This is a genomic window from Methylobacterium sp. WCS2018Hpa-22, from assembly GCF_031843785.1.
Lineage (GTDB): Bacteria > Pseudomonadota > Alphaproteobacteria > Rhizobiales > Beijerinckiaceae > Methylobacterium.
Window position 1 is genome coordinate 1 of sequence record NZ_JAVTJA010000016.1, and the last position, 19,333, is coordinate 19,333.

Here is a 19,333-nt window from a genome sequence, read left to right on the forward strand (position 1 = left end):
TACGGCGCTCCCCTCTCCCGACCCTCGCTCACGCGAGGGCCACCCTCCCCCGCAGGGGGGGGAGGGTTGGCGTTCTGCGGCACGAGATACCGCCTCAGATCGTCCGGCTCGCGCACGGTGGCGGACAGCCCGATGGCGGTGAGGTTCGGGCTGAGGCGGTGGAGCCGCGCCAATCCGAGCGACAGCAGGTCGCCCCGCTTCGAGGTGACGAGGGCGTGCAACTCGTCGAGCACCACGCAGGAGAGGGTGGCGAAGAGCTCGGCCGCCTCGCGATGGGCGATGAGCAAAGCGAGCTGCTCCGGCGTCGTCAGCAGGATGTCGGGCGGGCGCTCGATCTGGCGCGTGCGCTTGTGGGAGGGCGTATCGCCGGTGCGGGTCTCGACCCGGATCGGCAGGCCCATCTCGGCGATGGGCGCTTCGAGATTCCGGGCGATGTCCACCGCGAGCGCTTTCAGCGGCGAGATGTAGAGGGTGTGGAGCCCCCGCGCTTTTCGCGATGGCGCGCGCTCGGACAGGGCGACGAGGCTCGGCAGGAACCCCGCCAGCGTCTTGCCGGCCCCTGTCGGCGCCACCAGCAGGGCCGAGCGCCCTTCGCCGACGATGCTGAGGAGCTCAAGCTGATGCGGACGGGGCGCCCAGCCGCGCGAGGCGAACCAGGCCTCGAACGGCGCGGGAAGCCGGCCCTCAGGCAAGGATCGTCAAGCCAGAGCCATCAGGAACCGGTCGATCAGTTCGAGGGCGCGCCCGGTCATCGCACCGGGATAGCGCACGAAGATGTGGCAGCCGCCGGGATAGATCGCGGTATGGCCGCCATTGCCGGCCGCTGCCCAGCGGGACGACATGTAGAGCGTGTCGTCGAGCAGCGGATCGTGCGTGCCCACCGAAAACAGGGCGGGCGGCAGGCCCTTCAGATCGGCATAGAGCGGCGACACGTCGGGCCGGCGCCGGTCGATGCCGTCGCGGACGTAATCGTTGGCGAAGGTGGTGAGGTCCTTGGTGTTCACCACGAGGCGGGTGTCGCCCCAGTTGCGGACGCTGGGGGTCAAACCGAGGTCGAAGAAGCCGGCATTGAGGTTGGCGCCGCGGAAGGCGCGGGGCAGGTTGTGCCGGTCACGCAGGCGCAGCAGGGTCATGACCGCCAGATGCGCGCCGGCCGATTCACCGCCGATGGTGAGCGCCGAGATGCCGAACTCGGCCTTGCCGGGGCCTGCGAGCCACAGGGCCGCCGCCTCGCAATCCTCCAAAGCCGCCGGATAGGGATGTTCGGGGGCAAGGCGATATTCCACCGACAGGCAGACGAAGCCGCAGGTATCGGCGATGCGCTCCAACCACGGATCCTGCTCGTCGGCGGCGCCCCAGACCCAGCCACCCCGGTGGATGTGGAGATAGGCTCCGCGGAGCTTCTGCCACTTCTTCGCGTCGGGGCGGATGACCCTCAGAGAGAGCGGGCCGCCCGGGCCGTCGATGATCACCGTCTCGGCGCGCGCGCTGCGCGGCATCGCCGGAGAGGCCTGGGTTCCCTGCCGACGGCGTGCGCGCACTTCGGAAAGGGGAATCGACCAGGGATCGGCCTGGGCCGCATGGGCCGCGATGATCTCGGCGTTCAGGCGGTGGGTCTCCGGATCGATCGTCGCCGGGTCGAAGAGGGCGTGGTCGATCATGGAACGGTTCGTCTCATCCAGTGTGGGGCCGAAGCAGCGTTCGGGCGGGAGGGTCGAATGTGGGCGAAGCCCGCACCGATGCCAGTCGCCTTGCCGGCACGAGACGGCCTAACGCCCCAATGGACAGACGGTTTCGTTCGGGTGTGTCGCATCGGTCACGCTTCCGCCGGGTTCGCCGGCTTCAGAGAAGCCGATGAGGCCCCATATGTCCGAGAGAGTTCGGCCGTCGGACCACGGCCAGAGGATGACAGCATGATCGTCGACAACGACCCCCGCCGACAGGGACCGTACCAGGGCCGTCCCCCGGTCGGCAGTGGCTATTCCGATGGAGAACCGCGTTCGGCCCTGCGCCGCTTCCTCGGCGGCTCGCCCATGGCCGTGCTGGTGAAGCTGCTGTTCCTGTCCATCCTCGTCGGCGCCATCATGGCGATGCTGGGTGTCACGCCCGGCCTGCTGTTCTGGCACATCTACGATGCGGGCCGCGCGCTCATCGATCTCGGATTCGAGACCTTCCACGATTTCGGCCGCTGGATCCTCGCCGGTGCCGTGGTGGTGGTGCCGCTTTGGCTGCTGTCGCGGTTCCTTTCGGTGTCGAAATAGCCAGGCCGGAACGCACTCTACCGAAGGACATGGAAAAGGCCGGCGTTTCCGCCGGCCTTTTTCAGTTCGAAGCGTGTCGAAGACGATCAGCGCTGGACGATGACCTTCGCGCCGACCTTGGCGCGGGTGTAGAGATCGGCCACGTCGTCGTTGGTCATGCGGATGCAGCCAGACGAGACGGCGGTGCCGATCGTCTCCGGCTCGTTGGAGCCGTGGATGCGGTAGATCGAGCCGCCGAGATACATGGCGCGGGCGCCGAGCGGGTTCTCGATGCCGCCTTTCATGAAGCGCGGCAGGTCGGGACGACGGCGCAGCATCTCGGCCGGGGGACGCCAATCGGGCCATTCCCGCTTCATCGTGATGGTCTGGGTGCCGCCCCAGGTGAAGCCGGGACGACCGACGCCGACGCCGTAGCGCAGTGCCTGACCGCCGCCGAGCACGTAGTACAACCGGCGCTCGGCCGTGGAGACCACGATGGTGCCGGGAGCGTAATTGCCGCCGAAGGCGACCTGCTCGCGCTGGATCGCCGACATCTGCGGCACGGCCGAGGCCATCGGGTCGGCCGGGTTGAGCGAGGCGTTGGCGGTGGGCACCGCCACGACGGCCGGGGCAGGCTCCGCCTGCGGACGCACGCGCAGCACCAGCGCGTTGTCCAGGGGCTGACGGGTAAGCGGGTCGATCTCATAGGCGGCGGCGGGCGAGGCCCAGACACCAACCATGCAGACGAGCCCGGACAGGGCGGGGGCGATACGGCGCATCAAAGCCTCTCGAAGGCAGGCGAAACGTTGGGGAAACACGGTCGGTAACGCAACGCAGGATACCGTTTTCCGATCGCCAAGACGTAAACGCTGCCGCCCCAAAGCCAAGCTGAATTCGCGATGAAGCGATGGTTGTGGCGGGGTCGTGACTCCGTGGCCACAGTGTGGCGGCTTAGCCGTATTCGCAGGGATTATTATTAGGGGACCCTGTCAGCCGGGAACAATATCCGACGCGGCGGAACCGGACCCGCGTCGGACGTCCGAATACGCCAGATCAGACCGCGTCGAGGCCGAGATCGATGATCGGTGCGCTATGCGTGATCCAGCCGCTGGAGATCAGGTCGACGCCGGAGGCGGCGATGGCACCCACGGTCTCACAGTTGATGCGGCCCGAGGCCTCCGCGATGGCGCGCCCGCCGATCATCCGCACGGCCTCGCGCAGCTGGTCCGGTGACATGTTGTCGAGGAGCACCGCATCGGCGCGGACCGAAAGTGCCTCGGCCAGCTGCTCCAGCGTGTCGACCTCGATCTCGATCTTCACGAGATGCCCGGAATAGGCCCTCGCCCGCTCGATGGCCGGGACGATCCCGCCGGCCACGGCGACGTGGTTGTCCTTGATGAGCACGGCATCGTCGAGGCCGTAGCGGTGGTTGGAGCCGCCCCCGGCCCGGACCGCGTGTTTCTCCAGGGAGCGCAGGCCCGGCGTGGTCTTGCGGGTGCAGACGATCCGCGCCTTGCCGTGCGGCCGGGCCGCTTCCACGAGGCCGGCGGTGGCGGTGGCTACGCCGGACATGCGACACAGGAGGTTCAGCGCCACGCGCTCGGCGGTGAGGATGGCGCGCGCCGGACCGTCGAGCCGGATCACCACGTCGCCGGGGGAGACCCGCGCGCCGTCGCCGCGTTCGACGATGACCGACACGGCCGGGTCGATGAGCGCGAAGGCGATGACGGCCGCATCGACGCCGGCGATCACCCCGTCCTGCCGGGCGGCGATGACGCCGGAGAGGTGGGCTTCGGCGGGCACGATCGCGTCGGTGGTGATGTCGCCGGCGCGGCCGAGATCTTCCAGCAAAGCCGCGCGGACGATCGGCTCCACGAGGAGACGGGGGAGGGGGACGAGACGGGCATCGCTCATGGGGTCGCTCGTAGGAGTCTCGTTGAAAGGGGGGCGAAAGTTCCGGTCGTCCGATCTAAACCGGAGCGACCGCATCGGCCGAGACGGTCTCCGCCATCCGCCAGACCTCGGCCAGGGTCACTTCGCTGTGCCGGGCCGGCGCCTGATCCGGGTGGTCGCTGCGCCAATGGGCGCCTCGGCTCTCCAGGCGGGACAGGGCGGAGGTCGCGACCATCAATCCGGTGAGGGCCGAGTCGGAGCCCTGCCTCGCCGCTGGCGCCAGGCGGCGCACAGCGTCGGTCAGGCCTTCGGCGTCGCGCACCACCCCGACATCGGCTTCCATGATCCGGCGGATCGCATCGTGATCAGCGTCGTCGCGCCGGCACGGCTCGGCGATCGAAGCCGGACCGGGGGCGGGGACGGACGCAACAGCCTCGGCGATCCAGGGGGCGAAGGCCATCGCCTCGAGGAGCGAATTGCTGGCGAGGCGGTTCGCGCCGTGCAGTCCGGTGGAGGCGACTTCGCCGCAGGCGAACAGGCCGGGCACGGTGCTGGCGCCGGTGCCGTCCACCTCGATGCCGCCCATATGGTAATGCGCCGCCGGCCGCACGGGGATCGGCTGGCGCTGCGGGTCGATGCCGGAGGCGGCGCAGAGGCCCGCCACGGTGGGGAACCGCGTCGCCATGCGGGCGCCGAGAGCACCGCGACAATCGAGGAAGACCTCGGTACCGCGTCGCCTCGCCTGGAAGATCGCGCGGGCGACCACGTCGCGGGGAGCGAGATCGCCCCCGGCGATGCCCGCCATCACCGGCTCGCTATTCGCATCGATCAGCCGCGCGCCCTCGCCGCGCAGGGCCTCGGTGGCGAGCGGCATCGGGTCCAGTCCCACCGAGATGGCGGTGGGGTGGAACTGCACGAACTCCATGTCGCGCAAGGTCGCCCCGGCGCGGGCCGCCAGCGCCAGACCCCGGCCGGTGGCGCCGCGCGGGTTCGTGGTCGAGGCGTAGAGGGAGCCGAGCCCTCCGGTGGCGAGCACCACCGACCTCGCTTCGAGGCGCACCGTGTTACCATCGCGCTCGCAGATCAGGCCGGCCACGGCGCCGCTTTCGTCCTGCACCAGGCCGCGCACATTGGCGACCAGGATCTCGATGGAGGGCGTCAGCGCGACGGCCTTCAGTAGCGTGTCGAGCACCATCCGCCCGGTGGAATCACCGCCCGCCCGGACGATGCGGCGGCGCGAATGCGCCGCTTCGAGGCCGAGCGCCAGGGCACCGGCGGCATCCCGGTCGAAGGGCGCGCCGAGGCTGACGAGCCAGTCGATCAGGCCGGGACCGGCTTCGGCCACGCGCAAGGCGACGGCCGGATCGGTGAGGCCGGCGCCGGCGACTTCCGTGTCCGCCGCGTGCAATGCGGCGGCATCTTCCTCGGCCATGGCGGCGGCGATGCCGCCCTGCGCCCAGCCCGTCGCCGTGCCGCTTCCCAAGGGAGAAGCGGTGACGAGGGTGACCGAGCGAGGGCTGAGCCGCAAGGCCGTGGCGAGACCGGCGACGCCGGCTCCCACGACGATCACACGGTCCGAACCGGGGAGGGTGAAGGAGAACGGGGAGTGTGCGTTCATCGCGGACGCACCGCGAGCATGCGCTCCACCGCCGCGCGGGCGCGCTCGGCGAGTTCCGGCTCCACCGTCACCTCGTGGGTGAGGGTCTCCAGGGCGTGGCGGATGTTCCGCAGCGACATCCGCTTCATGTGCGGGCACAGGTTGCAGGGCTTGATGAACTCGATGTCCGGGTTCGCGGCGGCGATGTTGTCGCCCATGGAGCACTCGGTCACGAGCACCACCTGACGCGGCCGCTTCTCCGCGACGAAGTTCATCATCATCGCGGTCGAACCCGAGAAGTCCGATGCCGCCACCACGTCGGGCGGGCATTCCGGATGGGCGATGACGGTGACGCCGGGATAGCTCTCGCGCACCTCGTCGATATCGGCGGGTGTGAACTGCTCGTGGACCTCGCAATGGCCGGCCCAGGTGAGGATCTCGACCTCGGGCACCAGAACCTGGACGTTCTGCGCCAGGAACTCGTCGGGAATCATCAGGACGCGCGGCGCATTGAGCGAGCGCACCACGTCCACCGCGTTGCCGGAGGTGCAGCACACGTCCGATTCCGCCTTCACGGCGGCGGAGGTGTTGACGTAGGTCACGATCGGCACGCCGGGATACTTTTCGCGCAAGCCCCGCACGTCGGCGGCGGTGATCGAATCGGCGAGCGAGCACCCGGCCCGCATGTCGGGGATCAGGACGGTCTTGCCCGGATTGAGCAGCTTGGCCGTCTCCGCCATGAAATGGACGCCGGCGAGCACGATCACGTCGGCATCCACGTTGATCGCCTCGCGGGCCAGCGCCAGGCTGTCGCCGACGATGTCCGACACCGTGTGGAAGATCTCGGGCGCCTGGTAGTTGTGAGCGAGGATCACCGCGTTGCGGGTCTTCTTCAGCTCCAGGATCGCCGCGACGTCATCGGCCAGGGCCGGCCATTCGATGGCCGGAACATGCCGGCTCACGCGGGCGTAGATATCGGGCAGAGGCAGGGTCGAAACCCTGTCGATCGGGAAACTCGTGGCCGCCATGGTCGCGTCCTCAATTATGCTCAATCTGAGCATTGTGCCGACTAACGTAGGCGTGTGAGATACGCTTGTCTAGATATGCTGAGCCTGAGCATATTCATTTTGCATTGCGATATTGTGCAAACGTCATCCTCTGCCATCGCCGTCCCTTCCCTCGTGGTCGAGCGCGATAGTTCCAGATCGCATGCAGGAACAAGGACGTTCAGAGGTCGAGTGCCGGTTCGGTCCGATAGGCACGATGCAGCAGGGCGGTGAGTTCGTCGGATCGCGGCAGGGTGACGGTGCCGATGGATGAGATGGCGATGGCGGGCGTCCATGAATTCATCGCGACGGCTCCAGCAAACTCGTGGAGCCCGTCCGCCGCTACGACCGCCTCGCGCTGGGGGACACCGAGGGCGGTCAATCGACGGCGGACAATTCCCATCGTGACCCCGGCCAGGATGTTGGCCTTCGGCCATGTCACCGACACTCCGTCCCAGAAGGCCAGGTTCCAGATCGTCGCTTCGCCGATACTCCCCTGACGATCGACGAACGCAGCATCGTCGAAGCCCATCCGGGCAGCCTCGCGCAGGAGATGGGTCTTTGCCGATTCGCCCACATGCTTGACCTCCGGGCGCCAACGCTCATGCGGCGTGAGGGCCAGTTTCAGCGGGCCGGCGGGGCCGTCACTCGGCGGAAAGGTTCGAACCAGAATCGAGAATATTTCCGCTGCGCAGTCGAGGCGGAACTCGCCGTTGCGCGAGAACACTGTCGCGGTGAGCGACAGGTCGCCGGGGGCGCCCGCGATGGCGGTCCGAAGTGCGTCTCGTATGCGCTCCTCAGGAATGGTGCAGCCGAACAGTGCCTGCGACCCGTCGCGAAGGCGCTCCAGATGAAGGTCCAACCCTCTCACGCGCCGGTCACGGACCTGCATGGCGGTAAAATGCGCGAACCCGGCGAAGGCGAGGGGGGCGAGGTCGGAGGCGGTGGCGGGCCGCCCGTCGATCCAGGCGTGGCTACCGAAGACGTCTGTCATGAATCACGCTCTCGATTGGTTTCCATCGAAGAGCGCCAGCCTTAATCCGTGACAGCACTGTCAGGGTCAACGGCCAATGCGGATTGGGACGCTATCGAAGCGCACGGGCGTCAGCGTGCGCATGCTGCGCTATTACGAAGGAGAGGGGCTGCTCGCGCCGGAGCGCACCGCCTCCGGGTATCGCGATTACACGCTGCTGGACGAGGACACGGTTCGGCGGATCAGGACGCTCGGCGCGGCCGGAATGACCTTGCCGGTCATCCGCGTGTTCCTGCCCTGCGCGCTCGCCGGGCGCAGCGCATTCGAACCCTGCAACGAGCTTCGCCAAACGTTACGCCGGCACATCGGCGAGGTGGACGAGCGCATCGCGGCGCTCGAGACGAGCCGCGCCATGCTGGAATCGATCCTGGCGGCAATGTAGGCCCCACCCGCGATTGCCGCGTCGCCAGGGCTGACACGCGATGCCTCAGGGCGACCGTCGCGAAGGGGTCAGCCGGAATCCCGGCGCGGGGCGCTCCAACAGCACTTCACGGCGGAAACGGACGAGGCGGGCGGGCCGCCCCGCCGCGCCGCTGGTGACTTCGTCGGTCTCCTCCACCAGTCCCTGCTGGGCCACGAGTCGACGGAAATTCTGCTTGTGGAGATTGGCGCCCGACAGGGCCTCCACGGTGCGCTGCAGCTGGAACAGGGTGAAGGTCGGCGGCATCAGCTCGAACACCACGGGGCGATACTTGATCTTGCCGCGCAAGCGTCCAATCGCCGTGGCGAGCACCCTGCGGTGATCGAACGTCATGGGCCGGCCCGTCGTGGCGAATTCGGTGGCATTCGCTTCCCCGGCCTGTCCCCGCGCTTCGGGGATCAGACCGGCCTCGAACAGGAGTTCGTAGCGTTCGAGCACGCGCTCCTCGTTCCAGGCCCCGCCGCCGATGCCGAAGGTGAGGCCGAGCCTGTCCTCACGCCGCCGCCGGACCTTGGCATCGGATGTCCCGGCCGCCCAGGCCAGGAGCTTGGCCTCGATCTCGTCCAGGGTCCCGGGCCGGCCCGCGCGCCAATCCTCCCAGGGAAGGAACGCGTACCAATTGTGCCACGACGCCTCGGCGAGCGCCGCCGACCGCATTTCGCGGACCAGAGCGAGATAGGCCACGGACAAAGAGTGAAGGCCGCCCGAATCGTCGCCTTGCCGGTCTCGGTCTCCGAACGTGTAGAGCTGCTCCACATAGCCGAGGCGCTGCTGGGTCTGGCGCTCCACCCAGGCGCGCAGACCGCGTTCCAGCGTAGGATGCTCCGGCACGAGGGGACCTGACGGCAATCCGGTCTCGCGGCTCGCGGCCTGGCCCGGCACCTTCACGGTGAGGGCGCGCGGCTCGCCATCCGTCGCCGCGACGATGACGGCGACGAGCCCGACCGCCGACGGATTGGGAAGCGCATCGGCCGCCTCCGCTACAAATCCGTCCTGCCCCCTCGTCACCTGTCCGCCCCCCGGTCCGTGAATGGGTCTCATGGCAGATTGCCTGCCGGAATCAACGCGCGAAAGGATGCGCGCGTCGCCTCACGCCTTGGTGGACACCGGTCGCGCCGGGTTGCCGACGACCGTCGCGCCGGGCGCCACGTCGCGGGTGACGACGGCGCCGGCCCCGATGATCGCATGGTCGCCCACCGTGACGCCGGGCAGGATCAGCGCGCCGCCGCCGATCCAGACATTGCGGCCGATGGCGATGGGGCGTGCGAATTCCAGCCCGGCCTCGCGCGCTTCCGCCTCGCGGGGATGGTCCGCCGTGAGGAGTTGGACGCCCGGCCCGATCTGTGTCCGCTCGCCGATCGTCACCGTGGTGCAATCGAGGATGACGCAGTTGAAGTTCAGGAAGACGTGGGCGCCGATGCTGATGTTGAAGCCGTAATCGCAATGGAACGGCGGCCGGATCACCGCCCCGTCGCCGACATTGGCCAACGTCTCGCGCAGCAGAACCCGGCGCTCGTCGGCGGGGCGGCCGAGCATGGCGTTGTAGCGCGCGAGCCAGACCTGGCAGGCGCGCAGGTCGGCACCGAGTTCCGCGTCGTCGGGGTGGTAGAGTTCCCCCGCGATCATCTTCTGCTTCGGCGTGCGCCCGGCTTCGGTGGTCATGCCAATCTCCGTGCTTCGTCGAGGCGGGGAGTAGGCCGATGGGCCGGGGCCGGCAAGCGAAGCGGTGCGGATCGGCTTTGCGTGGCACGGCCACCCGTTTAGATTGCCGCCGCTCGAACCTGGGCGCTGGGGCTTACCGGAGGAACGACGTGATCGGACGCGACACCGCCTTGGGCTCGACCGTGCCGGTCGACGTGAGGCTCTACGGTATCCTCGACGTGGACGTCTGTGGCGATGACGGCGATGACCTCGCCGATATGGCGGCCGAGGCCGTCTCGGGCGGATGTACCATTCTTCAATACCGGGAGAAGTCCATCGAGAACGCGCGCGAGTCGCTGGCGCGCATCCGCGCCATCCGCGCGGCCATCGCGGGCACCGGGGTGCCGCTCCTCGTCAACGATCGCTGCGATCTCGCTCTGGCTGCCGAGGCCGAGGGCGTGCATCTCGGCCAGTCGGACCTGCACCCGGCGGATGCGCGGCGCATTCTGGGCTTACGCTCCATCATCGGACTGACTCTCAAATCGGCGGCCCAGGCGGACGAGCTCTATCGCCTGCCCGTGGATTATGCCTGCATCGGCGGCGTCTTCGCCACGACGAGCAAGGACAATCCTGACCCGCCCGTCGGGCTCGACGGTTTCTCGCGCATCGCCTTCCGGGCGCGGCTCGCCCGGGGCACCGGTTTTCCCGTGGGAGCCATCGCCGGGATCGACGGCAGCAACGCCGCCGCCATCATCGCGGCGGGCGCCGACGGCATCGCCCTGATCTCCGCGCTGTTTTCCACCGAGGAGGTGGAGGCGCGCGCCAGGGACCTGCGCTTCCGGGTGGATTCGGCCCTCGCGGCGAGGGGCGCGGCCGTCTAGAGCTGCGCCCGACCACGTTGGGTCGGGGCACATCTCGAGACCTTTGTTTCGCCGCGCTCTTTTTCGCCGAACCGGCATCCGCTTTGGCGGAGAGCGCTCTAGGCAGCGAGCCAGGCGAATGAGCGGTAAAATTCTCTAAGTCTCTGTTCTAAAATCATTTTCAATCGGGCCGGATTCCCTCGTTCCGGACGATGGTTTAGGGTTGCCGCAACGCAAGGGACGAGACACGCCATGACACCCATCGCCGTGACCATAGCGGGCTCCGATTCCAGCGGCGGCGCCGGTATCCAGGCCGATCTCAAGACCTTCGCGGCACTCAAGGTCTATGGCGCCAGCATCATCACCGCGCTCACGGCGCAGAACACCCTCGGCGTGCAGGCGATTCACGACGTGCCGGCCGATTTCATCGCCGCCCAGATCGACAGCGTCTTCTCCGATCTCGACGTCAAGGCGGTGAAGATCGGCATGCTGTCGAAGCCCGCGGTGATCGAGGCCGTGGCCGCCGGGCTCAGCCGTCATGCCTCCCGCATACCGATCGTCCTCGACCCTGTCATGGTGGCCACGAGCGGAGACCGCCTCATCTCCGACGAGGCGGTGGACGCCATGCGCCGGCACCTCCTTCCCCTGGCCGATCTGGTGACGCCGAACCTTCCCGAGGCCGCCACCCTGATCGAGTCTCCCGTGGCGCAGAGCGAGAACGAGGCGGTCGTGCAGGGACGCAAGCTGCTCGCGATGGGGGCCCGCGCCGTGCTCATCAAGGGAGGCCATGCGGAGGGCACCGAGAGCGTCGATCACCTCATGAGCACGGACGGGACGCTGCGGCGCTTCGCATCGGCGCGCCTCGACACCCGCAACACGCACGGCACCGGCTGCACCCTGTCCTCGGCCGTGGCGGCGGGCTTGGCCCGTGGCCTCTCCCTGACGGAGGCCGTCACCCAGGCCAAACGATACGTCACCGCCGCCATTGCCGCGTCCAATTCCGTGACGGTGGGACGAGGGCACGGACCGGTCCATCATTTCCACGCCCTTTGGCACTGACACGAGGGAGAAGTTGGCCTCCTTCGCCTTGCATCGGATGCCTGATTGCGTTTGAAGTACCGCACGATCGTTCGATGTACGGAACGACGCGATAGGTTCTGGGACAATGCAAGATCAGGCGACGACGCCCGAACGGGGACGGCAGCGGGATATCCTGAACGGAGCACAGGTTCTCTCGGGCCAGCTCGGCAAGACCATCCAGCGGCTGCGCAAGGCCTACAACCTCTCACTCTCCGAACTCGCCGAGCAGTCCGGCGTGGCGAAATCGATCATCAGCCAGATCGAGCGCAACGAGACCAACCCGACCCTGGCGACCATCTGGCGCCTGAGCCAGGCCCTCGACGTCTCCATCGAGCGCGTGCTGGCCACCAGCGACGAAGAGCCGTTCATCGAGAAGACGTCGCGCGCCGACACGCCGATCCTGCTCTCCGACGACGGCAAGATCCGCCTCGCCATCGTCGGCTGGATCAAGACGGTGGAATGGCTGCAATGGTACGAGGTCACGGCCGATCCGGGCGGCGTCCTCGATTCCGATCCGCACCAGCGCGGCTCGGTGGAATCCCTCACCGTCACCGAGGGTTCGCTCGAAGTCGAGGTGGCCGGCACCTTCCAGCGGGCGCGGGTCGGTGAAACGCTGCGCTATCGCTGCGACAGGCCGCACACGGTGCGTTGCGTCGGAACGGAACCCGCCAAGGCGATCATGGTCGTGATCATGAAAGCGGCGGTGATGGAGTAGGAGCGCCGAGCGTCCTTGCCCGTCTCGACCTGCGGTACTCCACGGGGGATTACCGCGACACGACGGTCAATGCCCGGAATTGACCCAGCGGACGATGTCGGCGAGCACGACGCTGAGAGCGGCATCGAGACCGATGGCCGCGTTGCCCGCCTCGACCTTGGCCACCGGCACGCGCGCGGTGAAGATGCGGGCGGCGACGACCTTGCCGGTGCCGTCGGTGATGAGCTTGGCCGAGATGTCCACCACCGCTTCGCCAGAGCCGGACGCGATGTCGAAGGCACGGATCTCGCTGATGAGCGCGTAATCGGCCACGATCTTGTCGCCGGGGCGGCTCACGGATTTCAGGCGTCCGGAATTTTCGAGGCTCTGGATCAGCCGTGTCTGGACGAGGCGCGGCAGGCGGTCGGCCCATTGTCCGCCGCCGAGGAACGACAGGGCACCGCCGGCCTGACGAACGATGATGCGATCCTGCTCGAAGGGCTGGAGGCCGACGGGCTCGGCCACCGAGATCGACCGCGCCGCCACGCTCGGCCGGCCGGAACTCGGCAGGGCGGCGAGGTCGAAGGTCATGGGCGCGCCGCCGCCACAACCGCCGAGCAGGGCGGAGAGGCAGGCGAGCGCCAGGGCATGCGAGCGAAACGTCATCCGAAGGGCCTGGAAACCTGTGCAGCGCTGCAAGAAGCGCAACCGTAAACTACGCCATAGCGGTTTCCGTGCCGTGACGCCGGACACATGCGGCTAGGCTTTGCCGGGTTCAGCGGCCACCGTTGTATTCTGGCAACGATGGCTTGCCGCCGAAGATGACCTGCGACGGGTCGCGCTCCAGGCTCTTCACCGTCCGGTTCAGGGTGTTGAGGGTGCGCTGGCCGTCCGAGGACAGGGCTTCGACCTCGCGCCGTCCGGTCCCGCTGAGGCGGCTGAAGCTCGACGCGATGGTGGAGGTGCGCTTGTCGAGATTCTCCGACAGGGTGCGGAAGGCCTTGCCGGCATCGCGCACGGAGATCGCCGCCTCACGGACTTCGGCGAAGGTGCTGCTCCCGGCCTGGCCCGAGGCGGAGCCGAGGAAGCTTTCGGCCCCCTTCAGCACGTTGTCGACGCGGTCGGCCGAGGCGTTGAGCTTGCCGGCAAGCGAGCGCGCGTCCTTCACCGCACCCTCGATGTCGGGGCTCGCCGTGCTGAGCGCGGCGGAGAAGCGCTCGGCATTGTCGATGACGCGGTTGAGCTTCTGCCCGTCGATGGCCTTCACCAGCGAACTCACGGCAGGCCCGGCATCGTTCAGGGTCTTGGAGAAGGATTCGACATTGGCGAGGGTGCGGGTGATGGCGCCCTCGTTGCCGGCCACCAGCTTGTCGAGGCGCTGCAGCACGTCATCGGCGCGCTGGGCGATCTGCTTGGCCGCCGCCATCATGTCCTGGATGTCGGAACTGTCGGCGAAGATCGTGGGTGTCTGGTCGCCCGAACCCGGCGTCAGGGGCGGCGAATCGGCGTTGCCGCCGGAGAGCGAGATGGTGGAGACGCCGGTCAGCATCGCGGAATCGAGGCGGGCCCGGGTGTCGGCGCGCAGGGGCGTGGTCCGTTCGACTTCCACCATCGCGACGACCCGGCGCGGGTCCTGCGGCAGCAGGCGGACATCCATCACCTCACCGACCTTGATGCCGTTGAAGGCCACGGTCGAACCCTTGGCGAGGCCGCCAACGCTGCCCGAGAAGACGATGCGCACGCTCTCGCGCACCTGACTGCGCGATCCGCCCTGGAGCCAGAACACGAAGCCGAAGGCCGCCACGACGACCGCGAGTGTGAAAGCCCCGACGAGGGCGTAGTTCGCACGAGTCTCCATTGGATCAGCGATACCTCGGCGTGGCGGGGCGAGTGCGGTGCGGGGACGCACACGGTGCGCGAGCTCCGATCGATCGCTGGGCTATGTGGCGCATGGCTCCGCTCGGGTGCCGCGCAGATTGGTTGAGAGGCATTCCGGCCGATCGGCTCGGCGCAGGCTCCCTTTTCGGGAGCGCAACGGGACGCGCCGATTCGCCCGAAGGCTTTTTATAAAACTCGGATGTGTCGGCGTGGAGCTCAGCGAGGCTCCCTCTCCTGGAAGGAGAGGGTTGGGGTGAGGTGTGGTCCATCTCCGGAGAGATCGCACACCTCACCCTGTCCCTCTCCTTCCAGGAGAGGGGACCCGCGATGCCCTCGAATCGTGTACGGACTCGGATCGGTATGACACGGGCTCCGGTCCAACCGAACGGCGCCCGCATCGTCAGGACGGCGTTAGGCGGTTGCATGCCGGCCTCCCTGCGGGACGATCGCGCGGGCGCGCTTGCCGTGGAAATACGAGCGCAGCCAGGGGTGGTCGCTCGCCAGCATGGCGTCGATCGGCCCCTGCGCGATAATCTGGCCGTCGCCGAGCGCCGCGATGCGGTCGCAGGCCGTGTAGAGACTGTCGAGATCGTGCGTCACCATGAAGACGGTGAGCCCCAGCGTCTGTTTCAGGGTAGCGACGAGTTCGTCGAATTCCCCGGCGCCGATCGGGTCGAGGCCCGAAGTCGGCTCGTCGAGGAACAGGATCTCAGGGTCGAGGGCGAGGGACCGGGCCAGCGCCGCGCGCTTGATCATGCCGCCCGACAATTCGGAGGGGAGCTTGTCGGCCGCATCGGGCTTCAGGCCCACCATCTCGATCTTGAGGCGCGCGAACTCGTCGAGCAGGCGCTCGGACAGGTTCAGGTGCTCGCGCATCGGCATCTGGATGTTCTGCTTGACCGTGAGCGCCGAGAACAAGGCGCCCTGCTGGAACAGCACGCCCCAGCGCTGCTCGATCTGCCGGCGGCGGGCCATGGTCATGGTGTCGACGTCTTCGCCGAACACCTCGATCGTGCCCGAACGCTTCGGAACCAGGCCGAGGATCGTCCTCGTGAGGACGGATTTGCCCTGGCCGGACGGGCCGACGAAGCCGAGGATCTCGCCGCGATAGATGTCGAGGTCGAGCCCCTTCATCACGACCTTGCTGCCGAAGCCGACCACGAGGTCGCGCACGCCGATGATGACGTCGCGAGGTGGGGCGCGGTCGAACGGCGCGGGGGGCGGGGACATTTGGTTCACGGCGATCAGAAATCGATGGCCGCGAAGAACACGGCGAAAAGTCCATCCAATACGATGACCATGAAGATAGACTTCACGACTGAGGCCGTGACGTGACGTCCGAGCGATTCTGCCGATCCTTCGACGGCGAAACCTTCGATTGTCGCGATGATGCCGATGATGAGGGCCATGAAGGGCGCCTTGATGAGGCCGACCGCCACGTGGTGGAAGGACACGGCGGCCTGGAGCCGCGCCAGGAACGCGTCGATCGTCATGCCGCCGTAGAGCGAGGCGGTGAGGCCGCCCCCGGCCAGGGCTGCCAGCGAGGCGAGGAAGGCGAGGATCGGCAGGCCGATCACCAGGGCCAGGATGCGCGGGACGATGAGGATCTCGATGGGATCGAGGCCCATCACCCGCAAGGCATCCACCTCCTCGCGCATCCGCATCGAGCCGATTTCGGCGGTGAAGGCCGAGCCGGAACGCCCCGCCACCATGATCGAGGTGAGGAGCACGCCGAGTTCGCGCAGGATGAGCAGGCCGATCAGGTTGACGACGAAGCTCTGCGCCCCGAAGCGCTGAAGCTGAAAGATGCCCTGCTGCGCGACGATGCCGCCGACCAGGAACGAGATCAGCATGATGATCGGTACGCCCCGGAAGGCGACCTGTTCGAGCTGGTTGACCAGGGCCGTGCCGCGGAAGGTGCTCGGCCGCGAGGCGACGCGGATACAGGCGGTCACCACCTCCCCGAGGAAGGCGAGGCCGCTGACCATGTCCGATTTCGCGCCGACGACCCGGACCCCGAGATCGTGCAGGAAGCCCATGAGGCGGCCGCGTTTGGGCGGACCGGCATAATCCTCGTCCGGCAGATTCATTTCGCCGAGCAGGATACGGTGCTCGGCCGTGGCCCCCGCATAGGCGAGGCGACCGCCCGCGGCTTCGATCTCGCCACGGGTCCGCTCCAGGACCCAGGCGCCGAGCGTGTCGAGCCGCGCCACCTTCGACAGGTCGACGAGGATGGGAGCGCCCTTTGCGTCGCTGGCGATGCGCGCGGCGGCCCTCTCCACGGAGGCACCCTGATCCGCCGTCCAGCGGCCGCTCAGGACCACGCGTCCGCCCTCGCCGAGAAACTCGGCTTCGGCGGCGTCAGGGTTCGGCTTGGCAGCAGCGTGGCGCACGAAGCGCGACTCCCGGTTCATGCGCAACTAAAACGCAGATCAAGGTTACGGATTGGTCAAGACCCGCGACAAGCGGCGGAGTGCTGACCTACAAACGGGGCGGTGTGAAGGGGGCAAGTGTCGCTGCTCTCGCGGAAAGTGACACGAGGCACAGGCCGGACAGGGCGAGCGGCGCCATCAGGGCGAAAGCGAGCGAGCCGCCGCCGGCCTGGTAGGCGACACCGCAGAGAATCGTCGCGCTCGCCGAGGCGCAGGCATTGACGGCGCTCGACATGCCCTGCGCGCGCCCCCGCGCCCCATCGGGCGCGAAGGCCGAGATCGCCGTCATGGCGCCGAGCTGAGTCGCCCCGAAGCTGAATGCGTGGAGGGTCTGCAGGAACAGGGCCGGGACGAGCTCGCCGCCGATCAGGGACAGGCCGACGACGCGTATGAGGGACGCGGCGGCGCCGAGGCCGATGAGCCGGAACGGCGTACGCCAATGGGCGGGCCAGCGCCCCACCGTGGCGAAGAAGACGATCTCGGCGGCGACGCCCGTCGCCCAGAGCACGCCGATCCACGAGGGCGAGATCCCGCTGGCCTGCCAGTGGATGCTGCCGAAGGCGTAGGTCGCCGCGTGGCTCGCCTGGATCGTCGCCTGCGCGCCGATGCAGAGCCAGAGCACGCGGGGCAGCTTCGGGCGTGTGCCGGGCGCGATGCGCGGCTGCGCCATATGAGCTTCCACCGGGCTGGCGAAGATGGTGGCCGCGGCGACGAGGGCGAGGCCGGTGAGGAGGACCGGCACGGCGAGGCGTTCCCCCATGGCGCTGAGGGCCGCCCCCCCGAGCAGGCTGGCGATGAGGAAACCGATGGACCCCGCCATGCGGATACGGGCGTAGTCGAGCCGCTTGCTGTGCCGTACGGCGGCCAGGGTGAGGTAGTCGATGGTCGGCACCAGTGGCGCTCCGGCCGCCGCATTCACGGCGACGAGCACAGCGAGGATGGGCCAGCCGATGGCGGCACCGGCGGGCATCAGCGCATAGGTCGCCGCCACCGCCACGCTGCCGACCAGTAGGAGACGGCGCGCGGCCACGCCCCGGTCGATCAGCCCCACGAGGGGAGCCGTGGCGATGATCTTCATGGCGATGGGCAGCGCCAGGAGGGCGCCGATGATCCGCGCATCGAGGCCGAGCGCCTTCAGCCAGACCGGCATGAACGGCATGGCGATGCCGATCTCGACGAAGACGACGGCATAGAGCAGCGACAGACGCGTCGCGTTCGGCTCCGTCGGAGAGGATTGAGACAAGGGGGACCGCTCGATCGAGGGGCGAAGCGACCTCAAGCCGAAGCGTTGCCGGCCGCTGACGATGATTCGACCCGTAAAGGGGGCGTTAAAACCATCGTGTCAATCTACTGGTGCTGGTACCCGCGACTTCGCGCAACGGCGCGAGGCACCATCGAGGACACGAGTTCTATGTCTGTCATGCGTTCGCTCACCCCGGTCGATGAGTCGGAATACGACCGTATCGAAGCGGCGATGAGCGAGAGCGAACGCGGCCGCTGGTTCCTCGCCGAATATACCAGGCGCAACCGCAGTGCCGATACGGACATGCTGCTCGGCGCCATCTCACGCCTGGAAAGCGCGGTGACGGCGGATCGCCCCTCCGACCGGGAAACCGAGCGGGTCGGACGCATGCGCGGCGACCTGATGGACATGGCCCACGCCATCGCCCGAACCAAGGCCGAGATCGCGGCGATCAGCACCGTGGATCAGGACCACAGCCGCCTTGGCATCGCCTCCGTCGCCCTCGACGCCATCGTCCGGGCCACCGAGCGCGCGACGTCGGACATCCTCGGCGCTGCGGAGGAAGTCCAGGAGACCGCCTGGACAATGCGCGAAACCGGCGCGGATGCGACGATTTGCGACGTGCTCGACCGCCGGGCGACGGAAATCTACACCGCCTGCTCGTTCCAGGATCTCACGGCGCAGCGCACGGCCCGGATCATCCATACCCTGCGCTATCTCGAAGAGCGCCTCGCGGCGATGATCGCGATCTGGGGCGGCGAGGTCGAGGCGATCCCGCCGGCGCCTGGCTCGACGGCGGCGACTGTCGCCCAGGACCTCGACCAGAGCGATGTGGACCGGTTCATCGACATGGATTCCGGGCGATCGGAGAGTGTTCGGGAAGCAAAGGACGAGGTGACGGGGGAGATGGAGGCCGTCGTCGAGCAGCAGGCGGAAGAGACGTTGAGCCCGGACATGCCGCTTTCCTCCGCCACGGAGACGACGGACGAAGACGCCCCGTTCACCGAGCCGCACGCATCCGAGACGGGCGAGAATGTTGTCGCCGAGGACACCGTCGCCGAGGACGCTATCGCCGAGGACACGAGCGAGCCTTTCGACGACGAGCCGGCCGACGAGGTCGTTTCCGACGACGAGAGCACCGAGGACACGACGACGTCACCGGCTTCCGGGAAGACCGACATCGCCACGGCCTTCGCCGATATCGACGGCCTGAGCGAGAAAGAGAAACTCGCCCTGTTTTCCTGAGCGAGACGAATGCCCCGCGCGCATCGTCGA

At 68.1% G+C, this 19,333-nt stretch carries 20 protein-coding genes; 6 read left to right on the plus strand and 14 right to left on the minus strand.

The window, feature by feature from the left end; translation table 11 throughout:
• A partial coding sequence (locus RQI43_RS19620) for a DEAD/DEAH box helicase (protein WP_311276294.1) occupies positions 1 to 692 on the minus strand: 692 nt, incomplete at its 3' end.
• A 6-nt stretch (positions 693 to 698) separates the two neighbouring features.
• Positions 699 to 1,661: an alpha/beta hydrolase gene (locus tag RQI43_RS19625; RefSeq protein WP_311276295.1), complete on the minus strand. Its 963-nt coding sequence runs from the start codon at positions 1,659 to 1,661 to the stop codon at positions 699 to 701.
• Positions 1,662 to 1,913: 252 nt separating this feature from the next.
• On the opposite strand from RQI43_RS19625, the gene RQI43_RS19630 reads away from it, so the two are divergent.
• Positions 1,914 to 2,261, plus strand: coding sequence for a DUF6460 domain-containing protein (locus RQI43_RS19630; protein ID WP_056452303.1), 348 nt, complete (start codon positions 1,914 to 1,916; stop codon positions 2,259 to 2,261).
• A gap of 86 nt (positions 2,262 to 2,347) precedes the next feature.
• Here RQI43_RS19630 and RQI43_RS19635 read toward each other — a convergent pair whose 3' ends face one another.
• From RQI43_RS19635 to RQI43_RS19655, 5 genes are all read right to left on the minus strand, one after another.
• A complete protein-coding gene (locus RQI43_RS19635) occupies positions 2,348 to 3,019 on the minus strand; it encodes a L,D-transpeptidase (RefSeq protein WP_056426189.1) in 672 nt (223 codons plus the stop codon).
• Positions 3,020 to 3,293: 274 nt separating this feature from the next.
• Positions 3,294 to 4,154: a carboxylating nicotinate-nucleotide diphosphorylase gene (nadC, locus tag RQI43_RS19640; protein ID WP_311276296.1), complete on the minus strand. Its 861-nt coding sequence runs from the start codon at positions 4,152 to 4,154 to the stop codon at positions 3,294 to 3,296.
• A gap of 55 nt (positions 4,155 to 4,209) precedes the next feature.
• Positions 4,210 to 5,751, minus strand: coding sequence for an L-aspartate oxidase (locus RQI43_RS19645; RefSeq protein ID WP_311276297.1), 1,542 nt, complete (start codon positions 5,749 to 5,751; stop codon positions 4,210 to 4,212).
• Positions 5,748 to 6,758 (minus strand): quinolinate synthase NadA, encoded by a 1,011-nt coding sequence (gene nadA, locus RQI43_RS19650; RefSeq protein ID WP_311276298.1) that lies wholly within the window; start codon positions 6,756 to 6,758, stop codon positions 5,748 to 5,750. Before nadA ends, RQI43_RS19645 begins: the two co-directional genes overlap by 4 nt.
• Positions 6,759 to 6,957: 199 nt before the next feature.
• Positions 6,958 to 7,770: an aminotransferase class IV family protein gene (locus RQI43_RS19655; RefSeq protein WP_311276299.1), complete on the minus strand. Its 813-nt coding sequence runs from the start codon at positions 7,768 to 7,770 to the stop codon at positions 6,958 to 6,960.
• A gap of 76 nt (positions 7,771 to 7,846) precedes the next feature.
• Here RQI43_RS19655 and RQI43_RS19660 point away from each other — a divergent pair, with 76 nt between their 5' ends.
• Positions 7,847 to 8,191, plus strand: a complete 345-nt coding sequence (locus RQI43_RS19660; RefSeq protein WP_311276300.1) for a MerR family transcriptional regulator — start codon at positions 7,847 to 7,849, stop codon at positions 8,189 to 8,191.
• A 45-nt stretch (positions 8,192 to 8,236) separates the two neighbouring features.
• On the opposite strand, the gene RQI43_RS19665 is transcribed toward RQI43_RS19660, so the two are convergent.
• Entirely contained in the window at positions 8,237 to 9,271 is a 1,035-nt protein-coding gene (locus tag RQI43_RS19665; protein WP_311276301.1) for an NrtR DNA-binding winged helix domain-containing protein, read from the minus strand.
• A gap of 48 nt (positions 9,272 to 9,319) precedes the next feature.
• Entirely contained in the window at positions 9,320 to 9,892 is a 573-nt protein-coding gene (locus RQI43_RS19670; RefSeq protein ID WP_056426169.1) for a sugar O-acetyltransferase, read from the minus strand.
• A gap of 152 nt (positions 9,893 to 10,044) precedes the next feature.
• Between RQI43_RS19670 and thiE the strand changes: the two genes are divergently transcribed.
• The 3 genes from thiE to RQI43_RS19685 all read left to right on the plus strand — a co-directional run bounded on the left by thiE (position 10,045) and on the right by RQI43_RS19685 (position 12,526).
• Positions 10,045 to 10,752 carry a thiamine phosphate synthase gene (thiE, locus tag RQI43_RS19675; RefSeq protein ID WP_405030669.1) on the plus strand — a complete coding sequence of 236 codons (708 nt, stop codon included), beginning with the start codon at positions 10,045 to 10,047 and terminating at the stop codon, positions 10,750 to 10,752.
• 231 nt (positions 10,753 to 10,983) lie between these two features.
• A complete protein-coding gene (gene thiD, locus RQI43_RS19680) occupies positions 10,984 to 11,790 on the plus strand; it encodes a bifunctional hydroxymethylpyrimidine kinase/phosphomethylpyrimidine kinase (protein ID WP_311276303.1) in 807 nt (268 codons plus the stop codon).
• A gap of 106 nt (positions 11,791 to 11,896) precedes the next feature.
• Positions 11,897 to 12,526, plus strand: coding sequence for a helix-turn-helix domain-containing protein (locus RQI43_RS19685; RefSeq protein ID WP_056426161.1), 630 nt, complete (start codon positions 11,897 to 11,899; stop codon positions 12,524 to 12,526).
• A gap of 66 nt (positions 12,527 to 12,592) precedes the next feature.
• On the opposite strand, the gene RQI43_RS19690 is transcribed toward RQI43_RS19685, so the two are convergent.
• The 5 genes from RQI43_RS19690 to RQI43_RS19710 form a co-directional block, all read right to left on the minus strand.
• The gene (locus RQI43_RS19690; protein WP_056426259.1) at positions 12,593 to 13,171 is read right to left on the minus strand and encodes an ABC-type transport auxiliary lipoprotein family protein; all 579 of its coding nucleotides are present in this window, start codon (positions 13,169 to 13,171) and stop codon (positions 12,593 to 12,595) included.
• 109 nt (positions 13,172 to 13,280) lie between these two features.
• Positions 13,281 to 14,363, minus strand: coding sequence for an MlaD family protein (locus RQI43_RS19695; protein ID WP_056426158.1), 1,083 nt, complete (start codon positions 14,361 to 14,363; stop codon positions 13,281 to 13,283).
• Positions 14,364 to 14,794: 431 nt separating this feature from the next.
• Complete coding sequence (locus tag RQI43_RS19700; RefSeq protein ID WP_311276304.1) at positions 14,795 to 15,613, minus strand: ABC transporter ATP-binding protein; 819 nt, start codon at positions 15,611 to 15,613, stop codon at positions 14,795 to 14,797.
• A 14-nt stretch (positions 15,614 to 15,627) separates the two neighbouring features.
• Complete coding sequence (locus RQI43_RS19705) at positions 15,628 to 16,797, minus strand: MlaE family lipid ABC transporter permease subunit (protein WP_311276305.1); 1,170 nt, start codon at positions 16,795 to 16,797, stop codon at positions 15,628 to 15,630.
• A 67-nt stretch (positions 16,798 to 16,864) separates the two neighbouring features.
• Complete coding sequence (locus RQI43_RS19710; protein ID WP_311276306.1) at positions 16,865 to 18,058, minus strand: MFS transporter; 1,194 nt, start codon at positions 18,056 to 18,058, stop codon at positions 16,865 to 16,867.
• A 168-nt stretch (positions 18,059 to 18,226) separates the two neighbouring features.
• Here RQI43_RS19710 and RQI43_RS19715 point away from each other — a divergent pair, with 168 nt between their 5' ends.
• A complete protein-coding gene (locus RQI43_RS19715) occupies positions 18,227 to 19,303 on the plus strand; it encodes a hypothetical protein (protein WP_311276307.1) in 1,077 nt (358 codons plus the stop codon).
• The last annotated feature ends 30 nt before the right edge of the window (positions 19,304 to 19,333 follow it).